We start from the raw sequence: 14,979 nt of genomic DNA, 5'->3' as shown, positions 1-14,979 counted from the left end.
GCGTGAGCTGACCGATTACAGCCAGCTGATGCCCTGGCATTACAAGGCCGCCAACGAGGCCCCGTCGCAAGGCAAGGCGGCCTGACCTCGCGCCCCTGATCGCCGCTTTCTGGGCGGCGATCCCACCCCCCGCGACAGGCGGATATCGTGTTTTGAGCCGGGCCCCGGGATCGGGGTGCCGGCCAAAAGCCGTGCGCGCTCGCCTTCTGCACACCGAAGCGCCGCGTTGCATGTGCTTCCCGGTTCCAGAGCCTTTCTCACGCTCCCCGACACAGTCGACCGCCGCCGCGCCCACCGCAGGGCCTCGCGTGGAAGGCGCGCGCCGGTCGCGCTCATTTCCATTCCGTTTTGCGCCCCGCAGGCAGGCCGACACGCCGTCCGGTCTGCGGGAACAGCACCGCCATCGCCCCGTATGAGGGCCGAGGGGGGCAGCATCCGCGTGGCGACAGCCCGCGACACGGGTCTCGAACCGACCGTAGCCGGTTCTCACTCCCCAACTCCGTCACATCCTGAGCGCCGCAGGCGGTCCGGCATGCCGTCGGGTCCGCAGGAGCATCATTGTCATCGCCCCGTATGAGAGCTGGACGCGGTATCCGCGACCCCGGCAGCGGTGCCGAACCGGGCGCCCCGCCGGTCAGCGCCCACCTCCACCACCGTTCCGATCATCGCGCGATTCGACCCCGGGCGCGGAATGGCGCCAAGAATCTTTCCCCTCAGGGGCCGAAAATCGGGGTTTATCGGGCCGATGCACCGCTTACGCTGCATCCGTCGCAGGCCGAAGCGATCTGCGATCACGCTTTCAGCGGGGTTGTATCGTGACCGCTGACCAGGACGACACCCCGGAGGGGATCGATCGCGTTCGGGCCGTGATGGGGCGGGCCGAAGAGGTCGCGCCGATCGAACGGGGCCAGAGCGCGGGTGGGAATGTCCGGCCGCTTCGTGGCAACGTCGATGCTTTGAAGCCTCGGGCGCGGGCGCTGCTGGGGGCGATCACTTGGGCGGGCGACTTGCGTCCGCAGCTCGAACGCCCGTATCTGGTCAAGGGCTGGCTCGATCAAGGCGGGGTTTCCGTCCTTTACTGCCCCTCGAACGCGGGCAAGAGCTTTCTTGCCTTGGACATTGCCCATCACGTCGCCAAGGGGCGCAGCTGGGGCGGGCGCAGGACCCGCAAGGGCCGGGTGCTTTACGTCGCGGCCGAGGGTGGCGGCAGCTTTGCCAACCGGGTTGCCGCGCTCGATGATCCGGAATTCTTCGTCTACTGCGCACCGCTGACCTTGACCGGCCGCGACGGGGCGGCGGGGCCGCTGTCCGAAGTGGCGCAGCATCTGGCCGCAGTTGGGGGCGAACCCTTCTCGCTGATCATCTTCGACACGCTCGCTCGGGTGATGGGCGGCCTTGACGAAAATACCGCCCCCGACATTGCCCAGCTGGTGGCGGGCCTCGATCTGATCCGCCGCGCCACGGGCGCGCATGTCATGCTTGTGCATCACACCGGCAAGGACGCGGCCCGGGGCGCGCGGGGGCATTCCTCGTTGCGCGCGGCGATCGATACGGAAATTGAACTGACCCGCGACGAGGTGGGCCAGATCACGGCAGAGGTGACGAAGCAACGCGACGGCCCGACCGGCTATCGCTTCGCTTACACGCTTTGCCAGGTGGAACTTGGCCGGGATCAAGACGGCGATCCGGTCACGTCCTGCCTTGTCGAGCCGGTGGAGACCGCCCGGGCGGGCCACGCGGACGTGACGGGATCGGCGCGGGTTGCGCTCGATCTTCTCGACAAGGTGCTTGCGGAAGCGGGGGAGATCCACCGCAAGCCGCAATACCCGAGCGGGCGCGGCGTGGCGCTCGATCGGTGGCGAGAGGCTTGCATCGACGCGGGAAGCCTCTCGACCTCGGACAATCGAGAAACGCAGCAGAAAGCATTCCGTCGCGCGCGGGAAGGGCTCGAAGCCGCGCGGTTAATCGTGGTGCGCGATGAACTGGTGTGGAGGGTGGAATGATCCGGATACGCCTCTTTGTCCGCCCGTGTCCGGCGTGTCCGACGCCTTCGGACATGGGCGCGTGTCCGGCCTTGTCCGGCGTGTCCGGTCGAAAGGTTAGGTCATTGAAATACAAATGCAAAGTGACCTTGCGGGGCGTGTCCGGTCAATGTCCGGACAGACAGGCAAGGCGTTATGTGGACCGGACAAGGCGGGGGAATGGTTTCCCCCCTTTAGGGGGGGAACCATCCCACCCCCGGGACACGCCCGGGTCGGTTCTGTCCGTCCGGACGGGGAAAGCAGGTGAGGCATGAGCACGACGAAGAGAACCACGACGACGAAAGGCGCGGGCTTCGGTGAGGCGACAGTCACGGCGTTGCAGCTGCTGGCGCTCGACCGGGCCCTTGCGGGTCTCGTGATCGGTGCCGATTGCCTCACGATGCGGGCCAAGGGTGATCTGGTGACGATGCAGCGCAAGCTGCGCGTGATGCGGATTGCGATCGAGGTCGAGCACGGGTTGCCGGATCTTGGTCGATCGGACGGGCACAAGATGTTGCGGGTCCTTCCCGGGCATACTGCCGACGCGGGTAATTCGCACCCCGATGGTTGCAGCCCACTTAACCTCAAGGGAAGCCTTAACAAGGCGGGCGGCTTAACAAGCGGTGCGCTTAACGCGGTGCCCCTGGCAGAAGCCGAGCCATTCGACCGATGCAAAAGGCTCGCGCTCCCCGCCCGTCGATCGCCTCGGGATCGGCCGGGGTAAGGCACGGAATGGGTTGGTGCGCCCGAGCTGATCCGCTTGGCCGAAAGCACCCCGTAAGCCGGTGAGTGGGCAAACCCCGGCAGGATCGCGGCTCCAAGATATCCGGGGCAACGGCATCCACCGGCACCGTCGCGCCCCTGGTGTAGCCGTTGCCAAACCGGAACCGAGCGCCTCGGTGGGCTCGATATTCCGGGCGAAGGGCTGGTGCGCCTGCGCAACCGTCATCGCGCGAAAGCACCCCGTAAGCCGGTGAGTGGGAAAACCCCGGCAAGATCGCGGCCCGTCTCCTGCGGGCGGCGGCGATCCAGCGAAGCGGCCTCGCCATCGGGTGGGGCCGCTTTACCATTTGCGCTTTGGAAATAGAAACCCCGCCGAGCTTGTTATCGCCGTGGCGGGGTCGCCGCTTGCGCGGTCTTGAGGCTCAACGCCGAAGCGCGAGCAGACAGAGCACATATAGGCACCGCAGTGTTAAACGTCAATGAACACGGCGCCGCAGTTCAGAGGCCGAAGACCTCGCGGATGCAAGCCATGATCTGCGCCAGCTGCGCATCCGAGACGCGGACAGTCACATATTTGCGCGCGCCTCCTGGTCCTCGGTCTGTGCGAAAGAGATCGAGCCGCTGAAAGGAAACCGTGGTCACCATGTCGCCCTTCACCCAGCACTCGGTCTTATCGAATCGTGGGTGCGGAAGAGGCTTTTCAAGCGTGATCTGGCAGTGATGGGCAAGCACCGGGTCGGGGGCTGTGGTGCTGAGGGGCACCACCGTAAGCAGCCCGGACGAGCGGCGCTTCCGTTTGGATATCACGACAACCGGGCGCGGTTTCACCATTTCCGGGGCCTTGAACCCGCCCGCGCTGAAATCGCAAACAAGGATTGTGCCCGGCGTTTGGTCGTATTGAATCGGCATGGGTTAGAGCGCTTTTGTCAGTTGCCGAACCCAAGGGCCAAAGGAAAACTCCATCCATTTGGCGAGGTTCGAAACAGGGACATTGAACCGCGGATCGCTGAAGTATTCCTTCTCGATGTCGTGCCCGGCAAGATCCAGATCGAACTTTTCGCGAATGTATTGCAAGACAAGTCGATACTCTTCTGCGAAGCGCCCGGCGGCTCTCTTCGGGTCGCAGCTGACTGCCCAAGCGATCGCCATACTGAAGTCTTCATCTTCGCTGAATGGCCTCGGATACTTGTCTTCGAGCGTGGCGACGATTTCGGAATTCATGCTGCGGTTGTTGGCATCCGCCGCAGCTTTGATCCTGTCGCGCATCCCATCCGGAAGGCGAAGCATGAACTTGTCGTTGAGGGTCCGGTTCTCTTGCTCTGGCATGGTGTCAAATGGACATGAGAATCCGCTTGACGCAATGGTGTCCATTGGACATATAGTAATGTCACTTGGACACCATGAGGTTCGCAATGACCGACCGCAAACCGATGCAGCTTCGCCTTCCGCCCGATCTGAAGGACTGGATCAAGGACCAGGCCGAGAGCAACGGGCGCTCGCAGAACTCGGAAGTTGTCCAGGTGATCCGGGCCGCGAAGGTCCGGTCCGAACAAACCGCAGCCTGACAAGAGGAAACACCACGCCTGCTATCAACCCCGCTTCGGGGAACACCCCCGGCTTGCCTGACGTCAAAATTTCCCCCTTCAGAAGCGCTGAAGAGGCAAGATCCGTGCGCTATGTGCGCGTTCTCTCGGATATCCCCGCTTTGAGATACCGCGAGGGCGACATGATCCAGATCACTCCCGTCGATCGCGTTACCGTGGATGCCAAATACAGGCTGGTCACTGGTGAAATCGCGCAGTTTTCCATGTGGTCTGGCGGGAAGTGCCGAGTGGTGAGCCCGGACGGGACGGTTCACCTCCTCGATCGGGAAGGGTGTCACTTTATGGTCATTGGCCGAGTGGAACGGGTTTTTCGTGACGTCTGCCACATCGTCTCGGGCGCAGACACGCCCGGCCGAGGCGATGCACGCCCGTTTTTCGAGGATCGAGCCTATGCCGTTGTGCGGCGCTCCGATCTGGTCGCCCTGGCAGAAGCGATCGCCAGGAGCGCCGGCCAGGGCAGCAAAGAAATCCGGGAGACCCCTTGATGAACGCCTTCAACCCCGCCTCGAAGAACGCTCACCGCTTTTCCGCTGAAGAGGTCGGCCCTGAAAAGTTTGACCGCGAGGAATTCAAGCGGCGCTTTGAGGCGCTCTCGCCCGAACATAAAGAGGAGTTCCTTCGCTATCTCCGGGAGCTTGCGGCGCGGGCTGGCAGCGAGGCCCGGTCATGATGGCGACAGACGCGCTCAGCCCTGAGAAGGGCAACTTGAACCTTGCCGAAACTCGGGCGTTTCTGGCCGGGTCGATCATCACCACGTGCCGCCTCGCTCTCGAAAACAGCTCGACCGTGATGGATGACCGGGCGGTGCGCGAGAGTGTGGCAAGCACGCTCGAATTCGCACAGCACCTCATGATGTTGATCGAGGACGGGTTGCCGCGAAGGAGCCCGACCGAACTCCCGAACGAGATGATGGCCGCGATTGGTTTGGGGGCGAACCGGGTGCAAAAATAAATCTGGTAACGTTGCCATATTTTAGATATGGCAACGTTACCAGATACAGGAAAGCCCGAACGGAGATCATGATGCGCCTTGCTGGACTCTTGAACTGCACCGACTGCAAGAGGGAGCACTTCAACGCCCTCCGCCGTCACGGAAACCTCACCTTCTTCTCCGCGGCCAATGCCTCGGATGTCGAAGCGCAATGGCAGGCCTTCACCTTGTCGCAAGCTTTTGAGCTTCGCCTTCAGCTTGATCTGATGGGCGGCGAAGCCGGAGCGGAGATTGCTGCCATTGGCATTCCCCCCTCATTTGCTGCGAGTGCCCTTTCGAATGCCCTCGGGCGTGGCCGTGCCGAAGGGATCGATCTTGCCGCCCCCGGCACCTATGCCGGTGTTGTCGTCTTCGAGGCGATCGACGGGGATGGTTCGCCGCTGCGTTTCACTCGTTGGTTCTGCCAGAATATCGGCATGCTGGAGGCGTCGCTGGCGATCCTGGAGCAGAAAGAAAAGGCGACCGCCGTCCGCGTCTTCCTGGTCAACACGGCGCGGGCCGCGGCCTTCGTGCGCAAGCGGGCCGAGGATCTGGGCCTTTCCGAAGCCTCGGACGAAATCTGAGGTGCGCGGATGGTTGCGCAACTGATCCTCGAAGGCTTCGTGGGGGAAGACCCGTTCACCCAAACCGGAGTGGGCGAGTTTCTCGCCTTTCATCAAGGCGAAGCCGTCGAACTGGTGGTTAACAGCCCGGGCGGTTGCGCCTTCACCGGAGCGGCCGTCATGGCGTCGATCGAGGCGCACGGCAAGGTTACGGCGCGGGTAGTCGGCCTTGCCGCTTCGGCGGCTTCGCTGGCGATCATGGGCGCGGCCCGGATCGTCATGCATGACGCAGCGCATCTGATGATTCATGACCCGTCAAGCCTGACCATTGGTGCGGCCGAGACGCACCGCAAAGCGGCGGATACTCTCGACAAGCTGTCCGCCACCTATGCCCGGGCTTATGCGCGGGCAACCGGGCAGCCCGTGGCGCGTGTCGCGGACTGGATGCGGGCCGAGACCTGGTTGACCGCGGAAGAGGCGGTGACTCTGCACTTTGCCGACGAAATCGCCACGGGGCAGGTGCGCGCTTGCGCCATGCCGTCGGGCTTCGACCTCAACGCCTTCAAGCACACCCCCGAGGCGGTTCGGATGCGCTTTGCGGGCAGCAACCGTGCGGCGTGACCGCGACCATCAGAAAGGAAAGATGATGCCGAATGACATGATGCACCCGCCCGCGCGGCTGCTGGCACAGATGAACAGCCTTGCGAGCAAGAAGGGGCTGCCCGACTGGGCGGGCGAAGTGATGGCCGCCGCAGGCCTGACGATGACCGCGGCCGAAACGCTGGCGCCGTCGCTGAAGAAGATTGCCGAACTTGGCAAGATGGCGGAGCTCAACGCGGCCGAGATCAAGCAAATCGCTGAACAGCTGCTGGCGGATCAGGGCGAGGCCGAGCCGACCAAGAAGGACGGCGAAGTGATGGCCGATGCGGCAGTGGCGGCGATGCTCACGCTCCGGAAGCAAAAGGATATCGAACTGAGCGGCGGTGCGCATCACGCGCACCCGCCCGCCGATTTCTACCGTGCCGACCGGCAGTCGGTCAGCTTGTCCGCGCGCCTGGGCGATGCGATGGCGGCCCAGATGGCCCAACGTCTGGGGCTGTCCTATGAGCCGACCACGGGGCGCGAATTCGTCGGCATGTCGCGGCCGGACATGGCTCGCATGGTTGCGCGGGAAGCCCGCGCGGCCGTGGCGGGCGACACGGACGCGATGCGGTTCTGGATGAGCGGGGCGCACACGTCCTCGGATTACTATCACGCCACGACGGCGGGTCTGAATGCCGTTCTCGGCCGGGCGATCGAGACGCAGCCCCCGGAGATCCTGCGGGCCACGCACGAAATGAGCGCCGAGGATTTCCGATCGCATCGCCTGGTCGGGCTGTCCGCTTCGGGCAAGCTCAGGAAGATTGCCGAGGGTGCCGACATTCAAAGCGTGACCGTCGATGAAACCGGCGAAGCTGCCCCGCTTCTGTCGCACTATGGCGCGAACTACCACATCACGCGCGAAGCGATCATCAATTCGGCGAACTCGCTCAATCTGGAATCTCAGGTGGCGCGGAAGATGATCGATGGCGCGATGGGAACCCTGCGCGACGTGATCCTGGAACCGCTTCTGGCAAACAGCGGCGCGGGCCAGACTCTTCTCGATGGCAAGACGACGTTCCATGCCGACCGCGGCAATCTGGCGGCGACTGGCGCAGCGCCGAACGTCACTTCGCTTACGGCCGCGCGGGCGGCGATGATGCTGCAGAAGGACACGCAAGGGGCCCTTCTGTCGATCATGCCGGCGCAACTGGTGGTTCCGCCCGATCTGCTGACCGTCGCGGAGCAGCTGGTGGCAGAGCTTGCCGCGACGACTGTCGATGGCGTCAACCCGTTCTCGAAAAAGCTCGACATCGTTTGCGAGGCGGGTCTGCCCTCGAAGGCGTGGTATGTCACGGCTGATCCGAAGCGGGCCGATGGCCTGGCCGTTTCCTTCCTTGACGGCAATCGCGCCCCGGCTGTCGAAATGCGCGACGCCTGGGAACGCCTCGGGCTCGAATTCCGCGTGGTCTGGGCCGTGGCTGCGGCCTTCGTTCAGCCGAAAACCTGGTATCGGAACCCCGGCCAATAAGCTGAGCGCTTCGAGGGGCCGTCCACTAGGCCCCTCGGGCGCGGCGGGGCGCCAAAATTTCCCGCAACCTATTCCTGTTCAACCTGTGTCGAAGGCGACCCCGCATGGCGCGTCACCCCCTCATTCGCAAGTCTGACCTGACCCCTGCTTTCGAAGCCGCGAAGGCCGCAGGCTGGGAACAGGTTAGCGTGACGGTTGAGACGCCTGAGGGGGTGCGCTTCCGTATCACGGCGGGCGGCGCTTCCGAAGCGGCGCAGGCCAATCTGACCCCGCTCGAGAAGTGGAAAGCTGGCCGTGCATCGTGAGCGCCCGAAGAGTTTCCCCGACAAGGTGCACGCGGTGAAGCGCAAGCTGGCCGGTGGCAAGGTCAAGTGGCACTTCTACGCGTGGCGCGGTGGCCCGAAATTCTGGGAAGACGTGCTGCACTACCCGACCTCGCCCGAATTTTTCCGTGCCTATGCCGAGGCCTCGACCCGGCCGAAGTCGGCTGTCTACATGACCCCCGAAATGGTGGATGACTTCCTGTCCAGCACCGCAATGCCGAAAGGCGAGCGGTCCCGCCTCGATCTGCGCAAATGGGCCTTGCGATTCGCGGAACACTTCAAGGACGCCCCCGCGATCATCTTCGAAGATCGCGGATCGCGTGGCGAAGTGAACGCGTGGCGGGCGCTCTGGAAGCATTCCCCGAAACAGCACGATATGGCGGGCATTCACGCGGTGCGCGTCCTGAATTGGGCGGTAGAGGAAGGCAAGCTTTCCGAGCATCATTGCCACAAGCTGCGCAAGATTTACGATGTGGACCGCTCCGAAGTGGTCTGGACGCCTGCGCATATCGAGGCCTTCAATGCGATCGCCCCGGAGTGGGCGCGGCGGATCTTGTGCGCGGCTTGCGAAACTGGTCTGCGCCCGGCTGACCTGATCAAGCTCACGACCGGCAACGTCGAAGACACCCCGAAGGGCCGTCGCCTGCGGGTCAGGACAAACAAGCGCGGCCGTCTCGCCCATATCCCGATCACCCCGGCGCTTGCCGCTGTGATCGACGCCACGCCCAAGGATCGCCTATTGATCCTTACCAATGCGAGGGGCAATGCCCTGACCCCGCATCGCGCCTCGGAAGGGGTGCGGCAATGGCGTGACAAGGCGAAGGTTTCGGATGATTTGCGCCTCTATGACGCCCGAGGCACGGCCGCGACCCGGCTTCTCAACGCTGGCCTGTCGCTTGCCGAGATCGCCAACCACATGGGGTGGTCGGTACGCTATGCGGCGAACGTGATCGAGCATTACGCCCGCGTTTCGCCAGACGAAACTGATTCTGTGCTGGTCAAGCTGGCACAGGCAAAAGGGGGCGCAGCGTGAACAAAGTTGTAAACGCCCCTGTAAACGGCGCAGGGAGCGCAATGGAGAAAGTCTCGCAAGTGCTTGATAATGCTTGGAGGCGGGTACCGGAATCGAACCGGTCTTCACGGATTTGCAATCCGCTGCGTAACCTCTCCGCCAACCCGCCGCCGTGAGGTGTGTTCCAACTACCCAATCAGAAGAGCCCGTGCAAGGGGTCTTGCAGGCACAATCCGCCTTGTTCCGTGCACCATGGTATGCAAAACCGCGCAAAGCCTGCCGCCGACCGTTGCTCCCTTGCGACTTCTGTGGCAAAACCGCGCAACGCAACGCTCAGACGGAAGAGTTCCCCCATGCCGGATTTCGCCGCCCGCCGCACCATGATGGTCGACACGCAGGTTCGCCCCAATGACGTGACGAAATTCCCGATCATCGAAGCGATGCTCTTCGTTCCGCGCGAGGCCTATGTGCCCGAGGCCCGTCGTGAGGCCGCCTATGTCGGCGAAAACGTCGATCTGGGGCAGGGCCGCTGGCTGCTCGAGCCGCGCAACTTCGCCAAGATCCTCGATGCGGTGGATGTGCAGCCGGGCGACCGGGTGCTCGATATCGGGGCGGGCATGGGCTATTCGGCCGCCGTTCTGGCGCGGATGGCGAAAGAAGTGATCGCGCTCGAGGAAGGCGCGCTGGCGGCTTCGGCCGAGGCACATCTGTCGGTGCATGACATCGACACCGTGACCGTCGTCGAGGGCGCGCTGGCTGCGGGCGTGGCCGCCGAGGCCCCCTATGACGTGATCGTGATCGAGGGCGGCGTCGAGCATGTCCCCGCCGCGATCGAGGCGCAGCTGAAGGAAGGCGGCCGGATGGCGGCGATCTTCATGCAGGGCGCGCTGGGAACGGTGCGAATCGGTCGCAAGATCGACGGTGTGGTCGCCTGGCGCGATGCGTTCAACGCGGCGGCGCCGGTGCTGCCGGGTTTCACCTGCACAAAAGAATTCGTCCTCTGATTGCCTTTTTCGCCGAACTGGTCTCATATCGGCGGAAATGAATGTCACTGTCGTTGAACGACGGGGCAACCGCGGGGCAGCGGGACAGCAAGAGGACATGAGGCATGACGCGCAGACAGTTCAAACCGCTTCTTCTGGCCACCGTCGCCGGGCTCGGGGTGCTGGCAGGGACGATCTCTGCTTCGGCCGAGACGCTCGCCGATGCGCTGGTGTCTGCCTACAAGGTCTCGCATCTGCTGGAACAGAACCGCGCGACGCTGCGGGCGGCCGATGAAGATGTCGCCGGTGCGGTGGCCGATCTGCGCCCGGTTGTGACCTGGGGCGCAGAGTTCACGAAGTCGCGCTGCACCATGCCCTCGAGCTTTACACGATCCTGCACCGGGCAATGGAGCGATCTCTCCGCGGCGATGGCGCTGACCTGGCAATGGACGCTGTTCGATTTTGGCCGCGGGTCTCTGGCGGTCGGGATCCAGAAGGAAACCGTTCTGGCGACTCGCGCCGCGCTGCTCTCGACGGAACAGGATGTCCTGCTGTCGGCGGTGAAGGCCTACGCCGATGCCAAGGCCACGGCCGAGCAGGTGGCGATCACGGAGAACTCTGTCCGCGTGATTTCCGAACAGCTGAAGGCTGCCCAAGACCGCTTTGACGTGGGCGAAGTGACGAAGACCGACGTGTCGCAGGCCGAAGCCTCGTTGGCCGGGGCGAAAGCTTCGCTGGCCGCTGCGCAGGGTCAATACAAGGCGGCGCGCGAGGCTTACAAGGCGGTGATCGGCCACTATCCGGAACGGCTGGCCGCCTTGCCGAAGGCACCGAAGCTGCCGAAGACGACGGATGAGGCCAATCTCACCGCGCTGCGTCTGCATCCTGCGATTACCCAAGCCCAGCACCTTGTCTCGGCGGCGGATATCGGGGTGCAGCTGGCGCATGCGCAGCATCTTCCGACGGTCACTGGCGAGGCGCAACTGTCCGATCCGCAAGATCAGGGCGCGCAATCCACTCTCACGCTCTCGATCGGGCAGACGATCTATTCCGGTGGCGCCATTGCGTCGGCCAATCGCAAGGCGGTTGCCAACCGGGACAAGGCGCGGGCAGGTCTCAGCGAGGCCGGCGTCGAGGTTGCGCAGGGTGTCGCCAATGCCTTCGCCGCGATCGATGTCTATCGTGCGCAGATCCGCGCCTATGACGAACAGATCCAGGCGGCCGATCTTGCCTATCAGGGCGTGAAGGAAGAGGCGACGCTCGGCGCCCGCACGACGCTTGACGTGCTGAACTCGGAGCAGGATCTGCTTGATGCAAAAGCTTCGCGCATTTCGGCCGAAGCCTCGCTGCAAGTAGCATATTATCAACTTTTGTCCGCTATGGGACTCTTGACGGTAGAAAACCTCAAGCTCGGGATCCCCACCTATGACCCCGCAGCCTACTACAATGCGGTGCAGAACGCGCCTCTCAGCGATCAGGGCAAGGCTCTTGATCGTGTCTTGCGCGCGATCGGCAAGAACTGAGTTCTTGTGCACCTCATGGCTGTGATTGTGTGTGACCTGGCTTCCCACGGACGAAGTCCTGCGGAAGGGGGATTCTGCTTCATCGAAACGGCCGGAGCTTCGACCGGCAAGAGAGCAGGATTTGTGGCATGATGTCTGAACCCGAAACGAAAATCGAAATCGAAGACGTTCTGTCGTCGATCCGTCGTCTGGTATCGCGCGATGCCGGTGCCGTGCGGTCCATGCCGACAGCGCCTCGCGCCGCCGCGCCTGCCGCTGTCCCCGTCATCGCACCCGCGCCTGCGCCGCAACCGGTCGAGGCGGATTGCCTGGTGCTGACCCCCGCGCTGCGGATCGAGGACGCCGAGGAAGAGCGCGCCGTGATGGTGCCGCCGATGCCGGAACCCGAAACCGAAACCGCGCTGACGACGACCTTCGAGGCTGTCGAGGCGGCTGAAGCCGAGGCCGTCGCCGAAGCCGAAATCGTGGCCTCCGTGCTGCAGGATCTGGCCACGCCGGTGCCGTCCGAACCTGACGAGATCGAAGACCTGTCGGAGGCTCTGCCGGTCGAAGCGGAGGCCGCAGATGACGCGGCGCCGCTGCTTCTGTCCGATGCGGATCTGACCCTCGCGCCGAGCGCCCTTGACGATGCGGCTCCGCTGCTTCTGCAGCCCTCAGAGGCTGTGGTCGAAGCCGAAATCCTGCCCTTCGTGCCCCCGGCGCCGCCGCGTCCGATGACCGAAACGGAGATCCTGCTTGCGGAAGCTGAAGCCGCGCTGCTGGAAACCGGGGCGGTGCTGGACGACGCTTCAAGCGCGATCGACGCCGCGGGCGATGCTGACGTGCTGAGCGACGTCGCTGAGGAGGCGCCGCTGGCCGCGACCGATCTCGGCGACGAGCTGTCGCGTCTGGAAAGCACGATTGCCGAGCTGGAAGCCGCGGTCGCCGAAAGCGGTTTCGACTTCGAGCCGGAAACCGGCCATCCCTTCGACGCGGCCGAGGTGACCGATGACATGCCCGAAGCGTTCGAGGCCGAGGTGCGTCAGGCCATCGACGCGCCGCTGATGGACGAGCTGCCGGTGCCGGAGCTTGTGGCGGACCCTGCGGTCGAGCCGGTGGAAGAGGCGCCGCTCGCCCCCATCGCGGAAGCTGCGGTTTCGGCAAGTGCCGAGGCCTGGGCCGAAGATGCGGCCGAGGACGCCGCCGAAGCCTTCGACGCGGCCTTCGAAGCCGAGGTCGAAGAAGAGGTTCTGGCGCAACAGGAATTTGCCGCGGCCGCGCAGGCCGAGATGACCGATCCTGAAGAGCTGGCACAACCGAGCGCCGAAGATAGCGGCGTCGGCATGGACTGGGCCGAGGCGACGCTCAACCTTGCGCGCCGGACCCCGCCGCGGCGGCTGGCCGTTTCGGAGGCCGAGGAAGCGGTGCAGACCGCGGCCTCGATGCGCTCGAGCTACGAAGAGCTGCGCGACGAGCTGTCCGAGACCATGGCCGACCCCGATGCGCTTTACGCCGAGGATCTGGTGCCCTCCTACGAGGACGGGCTGATCGACGAGGCGGTGCTGCGCGACATGGTGGCCCAGCTTGTGCGCGAAGAGCTGCGCGGCAGTCTGGGCGAGCGGATCACCCAGAATGTGCGCAAGCTGGTGCGTCGCGAGATTCAACGCGCCCTGATGGGGCAGGATTTCGAATAAATCCGGCCCGCCGATCACCGGCGGACCTGCATGAAACGAAAACGGCGCGCCCTTGGCGCGCCGTTTTTGCATCCGATCCTGTTCGGTTGCGGCGGTGGGGCGCTCAGGCCGCCTCCGCCTCTTCCGCCGCGATCCGGCGTTCGCTCTCTTCGCGCGACAGCGCCACCGAAGTCCGCACGCCTTTCGAGACGAATTCCATCAGGCCCTTGACCACGCGCTCGTTCGGGTCGATCCCGGCGCAGGACAGCACCTCGCGCCCGTCGCGCGACCGCGCCCAGCGGGCGATCTGCTCGGGGCCGTTGCCGTATTTCTTGTCATCGGCAATCGCATCATCCAGAGCCGCCAGAACGACTGCGGCAAACAGCTTGCGCGCCCTCTGACCTTGCTCATAGTTGAAAGCGGAGCCGTCAACGAAATCGCGCATTATTCCGTCCTTTTTTATTGCTCTTGCGTTTGCTGGCGTGGCGGCCATCTAGGCCCCCTGACCACCGATTCGATATGCCCTGAAAGGCATGTCTGGCATGCATGTGACGCATGGCTTGTCGCAGCAGCCCCCGTATTTAGCTGCCGTTAACGGCAACACCGGCGCATATATGGTTACCAAACCGTTGCGTTCAAGTCCGGAGCGTGCAAAACAAGGGCAATTGCGTGACGCCGCCTTTTTGCGCAGCGGGCACGCGTTGCCGCCTGTCCTTTGGGCGCGCCACAAAGCGGGGCGCGCCGATCACGCGTTTGTGATCGCTTCGGCGGCCCGCAGCTGCGCAGCCCCGGCTGTCATCGGCCCTTCCAGGGCCTCAAGCCGCAGATGCGCCAGCGCATGGCCGCCCGATTGCGTGTAAAGCGTGCCGACGACCTTGCCTGCGGCTTCGATCGGGGTGCCCACAGGCGCCGCACCCTCGATCGCCAGCCGCACCAGACCCTTGCGCAGCTCGGTTTTGTGCTTCATCCGCGCGGTGACCTCCTGCCCGACATAGCAGCCCTTGCGGAAATCGACGCCGTGGAGCTGCTCGAACCCGGCTTCAAGGATGTAGGTCTCGGAGGTCAGCTCGATGCCCGTCGCCGGGATCAGATGCGCGACGCGGATCGCGTCCCAGTCGCTGCCATCGTCGCCCGCCTGCGCGCCATAAAGCCGCCAGCCCATCGCCGGATGGCGCGGGTCCGTCACCGCCCCCTCGGGCGCGGGGCCGGTGCCGCAATAGACCGAGAGCGCCGAGGGCGCGATCGCCACATCCGCGCGCAGCCGATACATGGTCAGCCGCGCCACGGTCGCCTCGGCAAGCGTGGCGTCGATGTCGAGCAGGATCGTCTCGCCCCGCGCGATCAGGAAGAAATCCGCCAGATATTTGCCCTGCGGCGTCAGCAGGGCGGCGTAAAGCGGGCCTTCGGCCAGCCGCCGCACGTCATTCGTCACGAGCCCTTGCAGGAAATGCTCGCGGTCCTTGCCGGTGATGTCGAAAATCTTGCGCATGACGTCC

The 14,979-nt window shown here is 64.4% G+C and carries 18 protein-coding genes and 1 tRNA gene; 14 read left to right on the top strand and 5 right to left on the bottom strand.

Annotated elements, in window-relative coordinates; all coding sequences use genetic code 11:
• The first annotated feature begins 815 nt into the window (after positions 1 to 815).
• On the top strand, positions 816 to 2,003 hold the full coding sequence (locus tag C8J30_RS15530; RefSeq protein WP_110806746.1) for an AAA family ATPase: 1,188 nt from the start codon (positions 816 to 818) through the stop codon (positions 2,001 to 2,003).
• Between the two features lie 289 nt (positions 2,004 to 2,292).
• The gene (locus tag C8J30_RS15525; RefSeq protein WP_110806745.1) at positions 2,293 to 2,745 is read left to right on the top strand and encodes a hypothetical protein; all 453 of its coding nucleotides are present in this window, start codon (positions 2,293 to 2,295) and stop codon (positions 2,743 to 2,745) included.
• A 497-nt stretch (positions 2,746 to 3,242) separates the two neighbouring features.
• On the opposite strand, the gene C8J30_RS15520 is transcribed toward C8J30_RS15525, so the two are convergent.
• Both C8J30_RS15520 and C8J30_RS19400 read right to left on the bottom strand, forming a co-directional pair.
• Complete coding sequence (locus tag C8J30_RS15520; RefSeq protein ID WP_110806744.1) at positions 3,243 to 3,653, bottom strand: type II toxin-antitoxin system PemK/MazF family toxin; 411 nt, start codon at positions 3,651 to 3,653, stop codon at positions 3,243 to 3,245.
• 3 nt (positions 3,654 to 3,656) lie between these two features.
• Positions 3,657 to 4,070, bottom strand: coding sequence for an Arc family DNA-binding protein (locus C8J30_RS19400; RefSeq protein ID WP_110806743.1), 414 nt, complete (start codon positions 4,068 to 4,070; stop codon positions 3,657 to 3,659).
• 86 nt (positions 4,071 to 4,156) lie between these two features.
• On the opposite strand from C8J30_RS19400, the gene C8J30_RS15510 reads away from it, so the two are divergent.
• From C8J30_RS15510 to C8J30_RS15470, 9 genes are all read left to right on the top strand, one after another.
• A complete protein-coding gene (locus C8J30_RS15510; protein ID WP_181420911.1) occupies positions 4,157 to 4,309 on the top strand; it encodes an Arc family DNA-binding protein in 153 nt (50 codons plus the stop codon).
• 161 nt (positions 4,310 to 4,470) lie between these two features.
• The gene (locus C8J30_RS15505; protein ID WP_146227939.1) at positions 4,471 to 4,833 is read left to right on the top strand and encodes a hypothetical protein; all 363 of its coding nucleotides are present in this window, start codon (positions 4,471 to 4,473) and stop codon (positions 4,831 to 4,833) included.
• Entirely contained in the window at positions 4,833 to 5,018 is a 186-nt protein-coding gene (locus tag C8J30_RS15500) for a hypothetical protein (RefSeq protein WP_110806740.1), read from the top strand. Before C8J30_RS15505 ends, C8J30_RS15500 begins: the two co-directional genes overlap by 1 nt.
• On the top strand, positions 5,015 to 5,299 hold the full coding sequence (locus C8J30_RS15495) for a hypothetical protein (RefSeq protein ID WP_110806739.1): 285 nt from the start codon (positions 5,015 to 5,017) through the stop codon (positions 5,297 to 5,299). The genes C8J30_RS15500 and C8J30_RS15495 overlap by 4 nt, the downstream gene beginning before the upstream one ends.
• A 68-nt stretch (positions 5,300 to 5,367) precedes the next feature.
• A complete protein-coding gene (locus C8J30_RS15490) occupies positions 5,368 to 5,901 on the top strand; it encodes a hypothetical protein (RefSeq protein ID WP_146227938.1) in 534 nt (177 codons plus the stop codon).
• 9 nt (positions 5,902 to 5,910) lie between these two features.
• Positions 5,911 to 6,501, top strand: a complete 591-nt coding sequence (locus C8J30_RS15485) for a head maturation protease, ClpP-related (protein WP_110806737.1) — start codon at positions 5,911 to 5,913, stop codon at positions 6,499 to 6,501.
• A gap of 25 nt (positions 6,502 to 6,526) precedes the next feature.
• Entirely contained in the window at positions 6,527 to 7,990 is a 1,464-nt protein-coding gene (locus C8J30_RS15480) for a phage major capsid protein (protein WP_220033781.1), read from the top strand.
• Positions 7,991 to 8,094: 104 nt separating this feature from the next.
• Positions 8,095 to 8,295: a hypothetical protein gene (locus tag C8J30_RS15475; RefSeq protein ID WP_110806735.1), complete on the top strand. Its 201-nt coding sequence runs from the start codon at positions 8,095 to 8,097 to the stop codon at positions 8,293 to 8,295.
• On the top strand, positions 8,285 to 9,346 hold the full coding sequence (locus C8J30_RS15470; RefSeq protein ID WP_245909854.1) for a tyrosine-type recombinase/integrase: 1,062 nt from the start codon (positions 8,285 to 8,287) through the stop codon (positions 9,344 to 9,346). Before C8J30_RS15475 ends, C8J30_RS15470 begins: the two co-directional genes overlap by 11 nt.
• Positions 9,347 to 9,420: 74 nt before the next feature.
• Here C8J30_RS15470 and C8J30_RS15465 read toward each other — a convergent pair.
• A tRNA-Cys gene (locus tag C8J30_RS15465) sits at positions 9,421 to 9,494 on the bottom strand.
• A 184-nt stretch (positions 9,495 to 9,678) separates the two neighbouring features.
• Between C8J30_RS15465 and C8J30_RS15460 the strand changes: the two genes are divergently transcribed.
• From C8J30_RS15460 to C8J30_RS15450, 3 genes are all read left to right on the top strand, one after another.
• Positions 9,679 to 10,329, top strand: a complete 651-nt coding sequence (locus tag C8J30_RS15460) for a protein-L-isoaspartate O-methyltransferase family protein (protein ID WP_110806734.1) — start codon at positions 9,679 to 9,681, stop codon at positions 10,327 to 10,329.
• A 104-nt stretch (positions 10,330 to 10,433) separates the two neighbouring features.
• On the top strand, positions 10,434 to 11,831 hold the full coding sequence (locus C8J30_RS15455) for a TolC family outer membrane protein (RefSeq protein WP_110806733.1): 1,398 nt from the start codon (positions 10,434 to 10,436) through the stop codon (positions 11,829 to 11,831).
• Between the two features lie 128 nt (positions 11,832 to 11,959).
• Positions 11,960 to 13,504, top strand: a complete 1,545-nt coding sequence (locus tag C8J30_RS15450) for a hypothetical protein (RefSeq protein WP_110806732.1) — start codon at positions 11,960 to 11,962, stop codon at positions 13,502 to 13,504.
• A 103-nt stretch (positions 13,505 to 13,607) separates the two neighbouring features.
• Here C8J30_RS15450 and C8J30_RS15445 read toward each other — a convergent pair whose 3' ends face one another.
• Complete coding sequence (locus C8J30_RS15445) at positions 13,608 to 13,928, bottom strand: DUF6280 family protein (protein WP_013068809.1); 321 nt, start codon at positions 13,926 to 13,928, stop codon at positions 13,608 to 13,610.
• Between the two features lie 300 nt (positions 13,929 to 14,228).
• Positions 14,229 to 14,972: a CAF17-like 4Fe-4S cluster assembly/insertion protein YgfZ gene (gene ygfZ, locus C8J30_RS15440; RefSeq protein ID WP_110806754.1), complete on the bottom strand. Its 744-nt coding sequence runs from the start codon at positions 14,970 to 14,972 to the stop codon at positions 14,229 to 14,231.
• Between the last annotated feature and the right edge of the window lie 7 nt (positions 14,973 to 14,979).

Origin of the sequence: Rhodobacter viridis, from assembly GCF_003217355.1 — a bacterium.
GTDB classification, from domain to species: domain Bacteria; phylum Pseudomonadota; class Alphaproteobacteria; order Rhodobacterales; family Rhodobacteraceae; genus Rhodobacter; species Rhodobacter viridis.
This window is presented reverse-complemented; position numbering and strand designations above follow the sequence as displayed.

Bases quoted from the DNA above. Each gene is read 5' to 3' on its own strand.
- ygfZ (WP_110806754.1), bottom strand. From the start codon at position 14,972: ATGCGCAAGATTTTCGACATCACCGGCAAGGACCGCGAGCATTTCCTG.
- C8J30_RS15445 (WP_013068809.1), bottom strand. From the start codon at position 13,928: ATGCGCGATTTCGTTGACGGCTCCGCTTTCAACTATGAGCAAGGTCAG.
- C8J30_RS15520 (WP_110806744.1), bottom strand. From the start codon at position 3,653: ATGCCGATTCAATACGACCAAACGCCGGGCACAATCCTTGTTTGCGAT.
- C8J30_RS15460 (WP_110806734.1), top strand. From the start codon at position 9,679: ATGCCGGATTTCGCCGCCCGCCGCACCATGATGGTCGACACGCAGGTT.
- C8J30_RS15455 (WP_110806733.1), top strand. From the start codon at position 10,434: ATGACGCGCAGACAGTTCAAACCGCTTCTTCTGGCCACCGTCGCCGGG.
- C8J30_RS15475 (WP_110806735.1), top strand. From the start codon at position 8,095: ATGGCGCGTCACCCCCTCATTCGCAAGTCTGACCTGACCCCTGCTTTC.
- C8J30_RS19400 (WP_110806743.1), bottom strand. From the start codon at position 4,070: ATGCCAGAGCAAGAGAACCGGACCCTCAACGACAAGTTCATGCTTCGC.
- C8J30_RS15490 (WP_146227938.1), top strand. From the start codon at position 5,368: ATGATGCGCCTTGCTGGACTCTTGAACTGCACCGACTGCAAGAGGGAG.
- C8J30_RS15480 (WP_220033781.1), top strand. From the start codon at position 6,527: ATGCCGAATGACATGATGCACCCGCCCGCGCGGCTGCTGGCACAGATG.
- C8J30_RS15525 (WP_110806745.1), top strand. From the start codon at position 2,293: ATGAGCACGACGAAGAGAACCACGACGACGAAAGGCGCGGGCTTCGGT.
- C8J30_RS15485 (WP_110806737.1), top strand. From the start codon at position 5,911: ATGGTTGCGCAACTGATCCTCGAAGGCTTCGTGGGGGAAGACCCGTTC.
- C8J30_RS15500 (WP_110806740.1), top strand. From the start codon at position 4,833: ATGAACGCCTTCAACCCCGCCTCGAAGAACGCTCACCGCTTTTCCGCT.
- C8J30_RS15495 (WP_110806739.1), top strand. From the start codon at position 5,015: ATGATGGCGACAGACGCGCTCAGCCCTGAGAAGGGCAACTTGAACCTT.
- C8J30_RS15510 (WP_181420911.1), top strand. From the start codon at position 4,157: ATGACCGACCGCAAACCGATGCAGCTTCGCCTTCCGCCCGATCTGAAG.
- C8J30_RS15505 (WP_146227939.1), top strand. From the start codon at position 4,471: ATGATCCAGATCACTCCCGTCGATCGCGTTACCGTGGATGCCAAATAC.
- C8J30_RS15450 (WP_110806732.1), top strand. From the start codon at position 11,960: ATGATGTCTGAACCCGAAACGAAAATCGAAATCGAAGACGTTCTGTCG.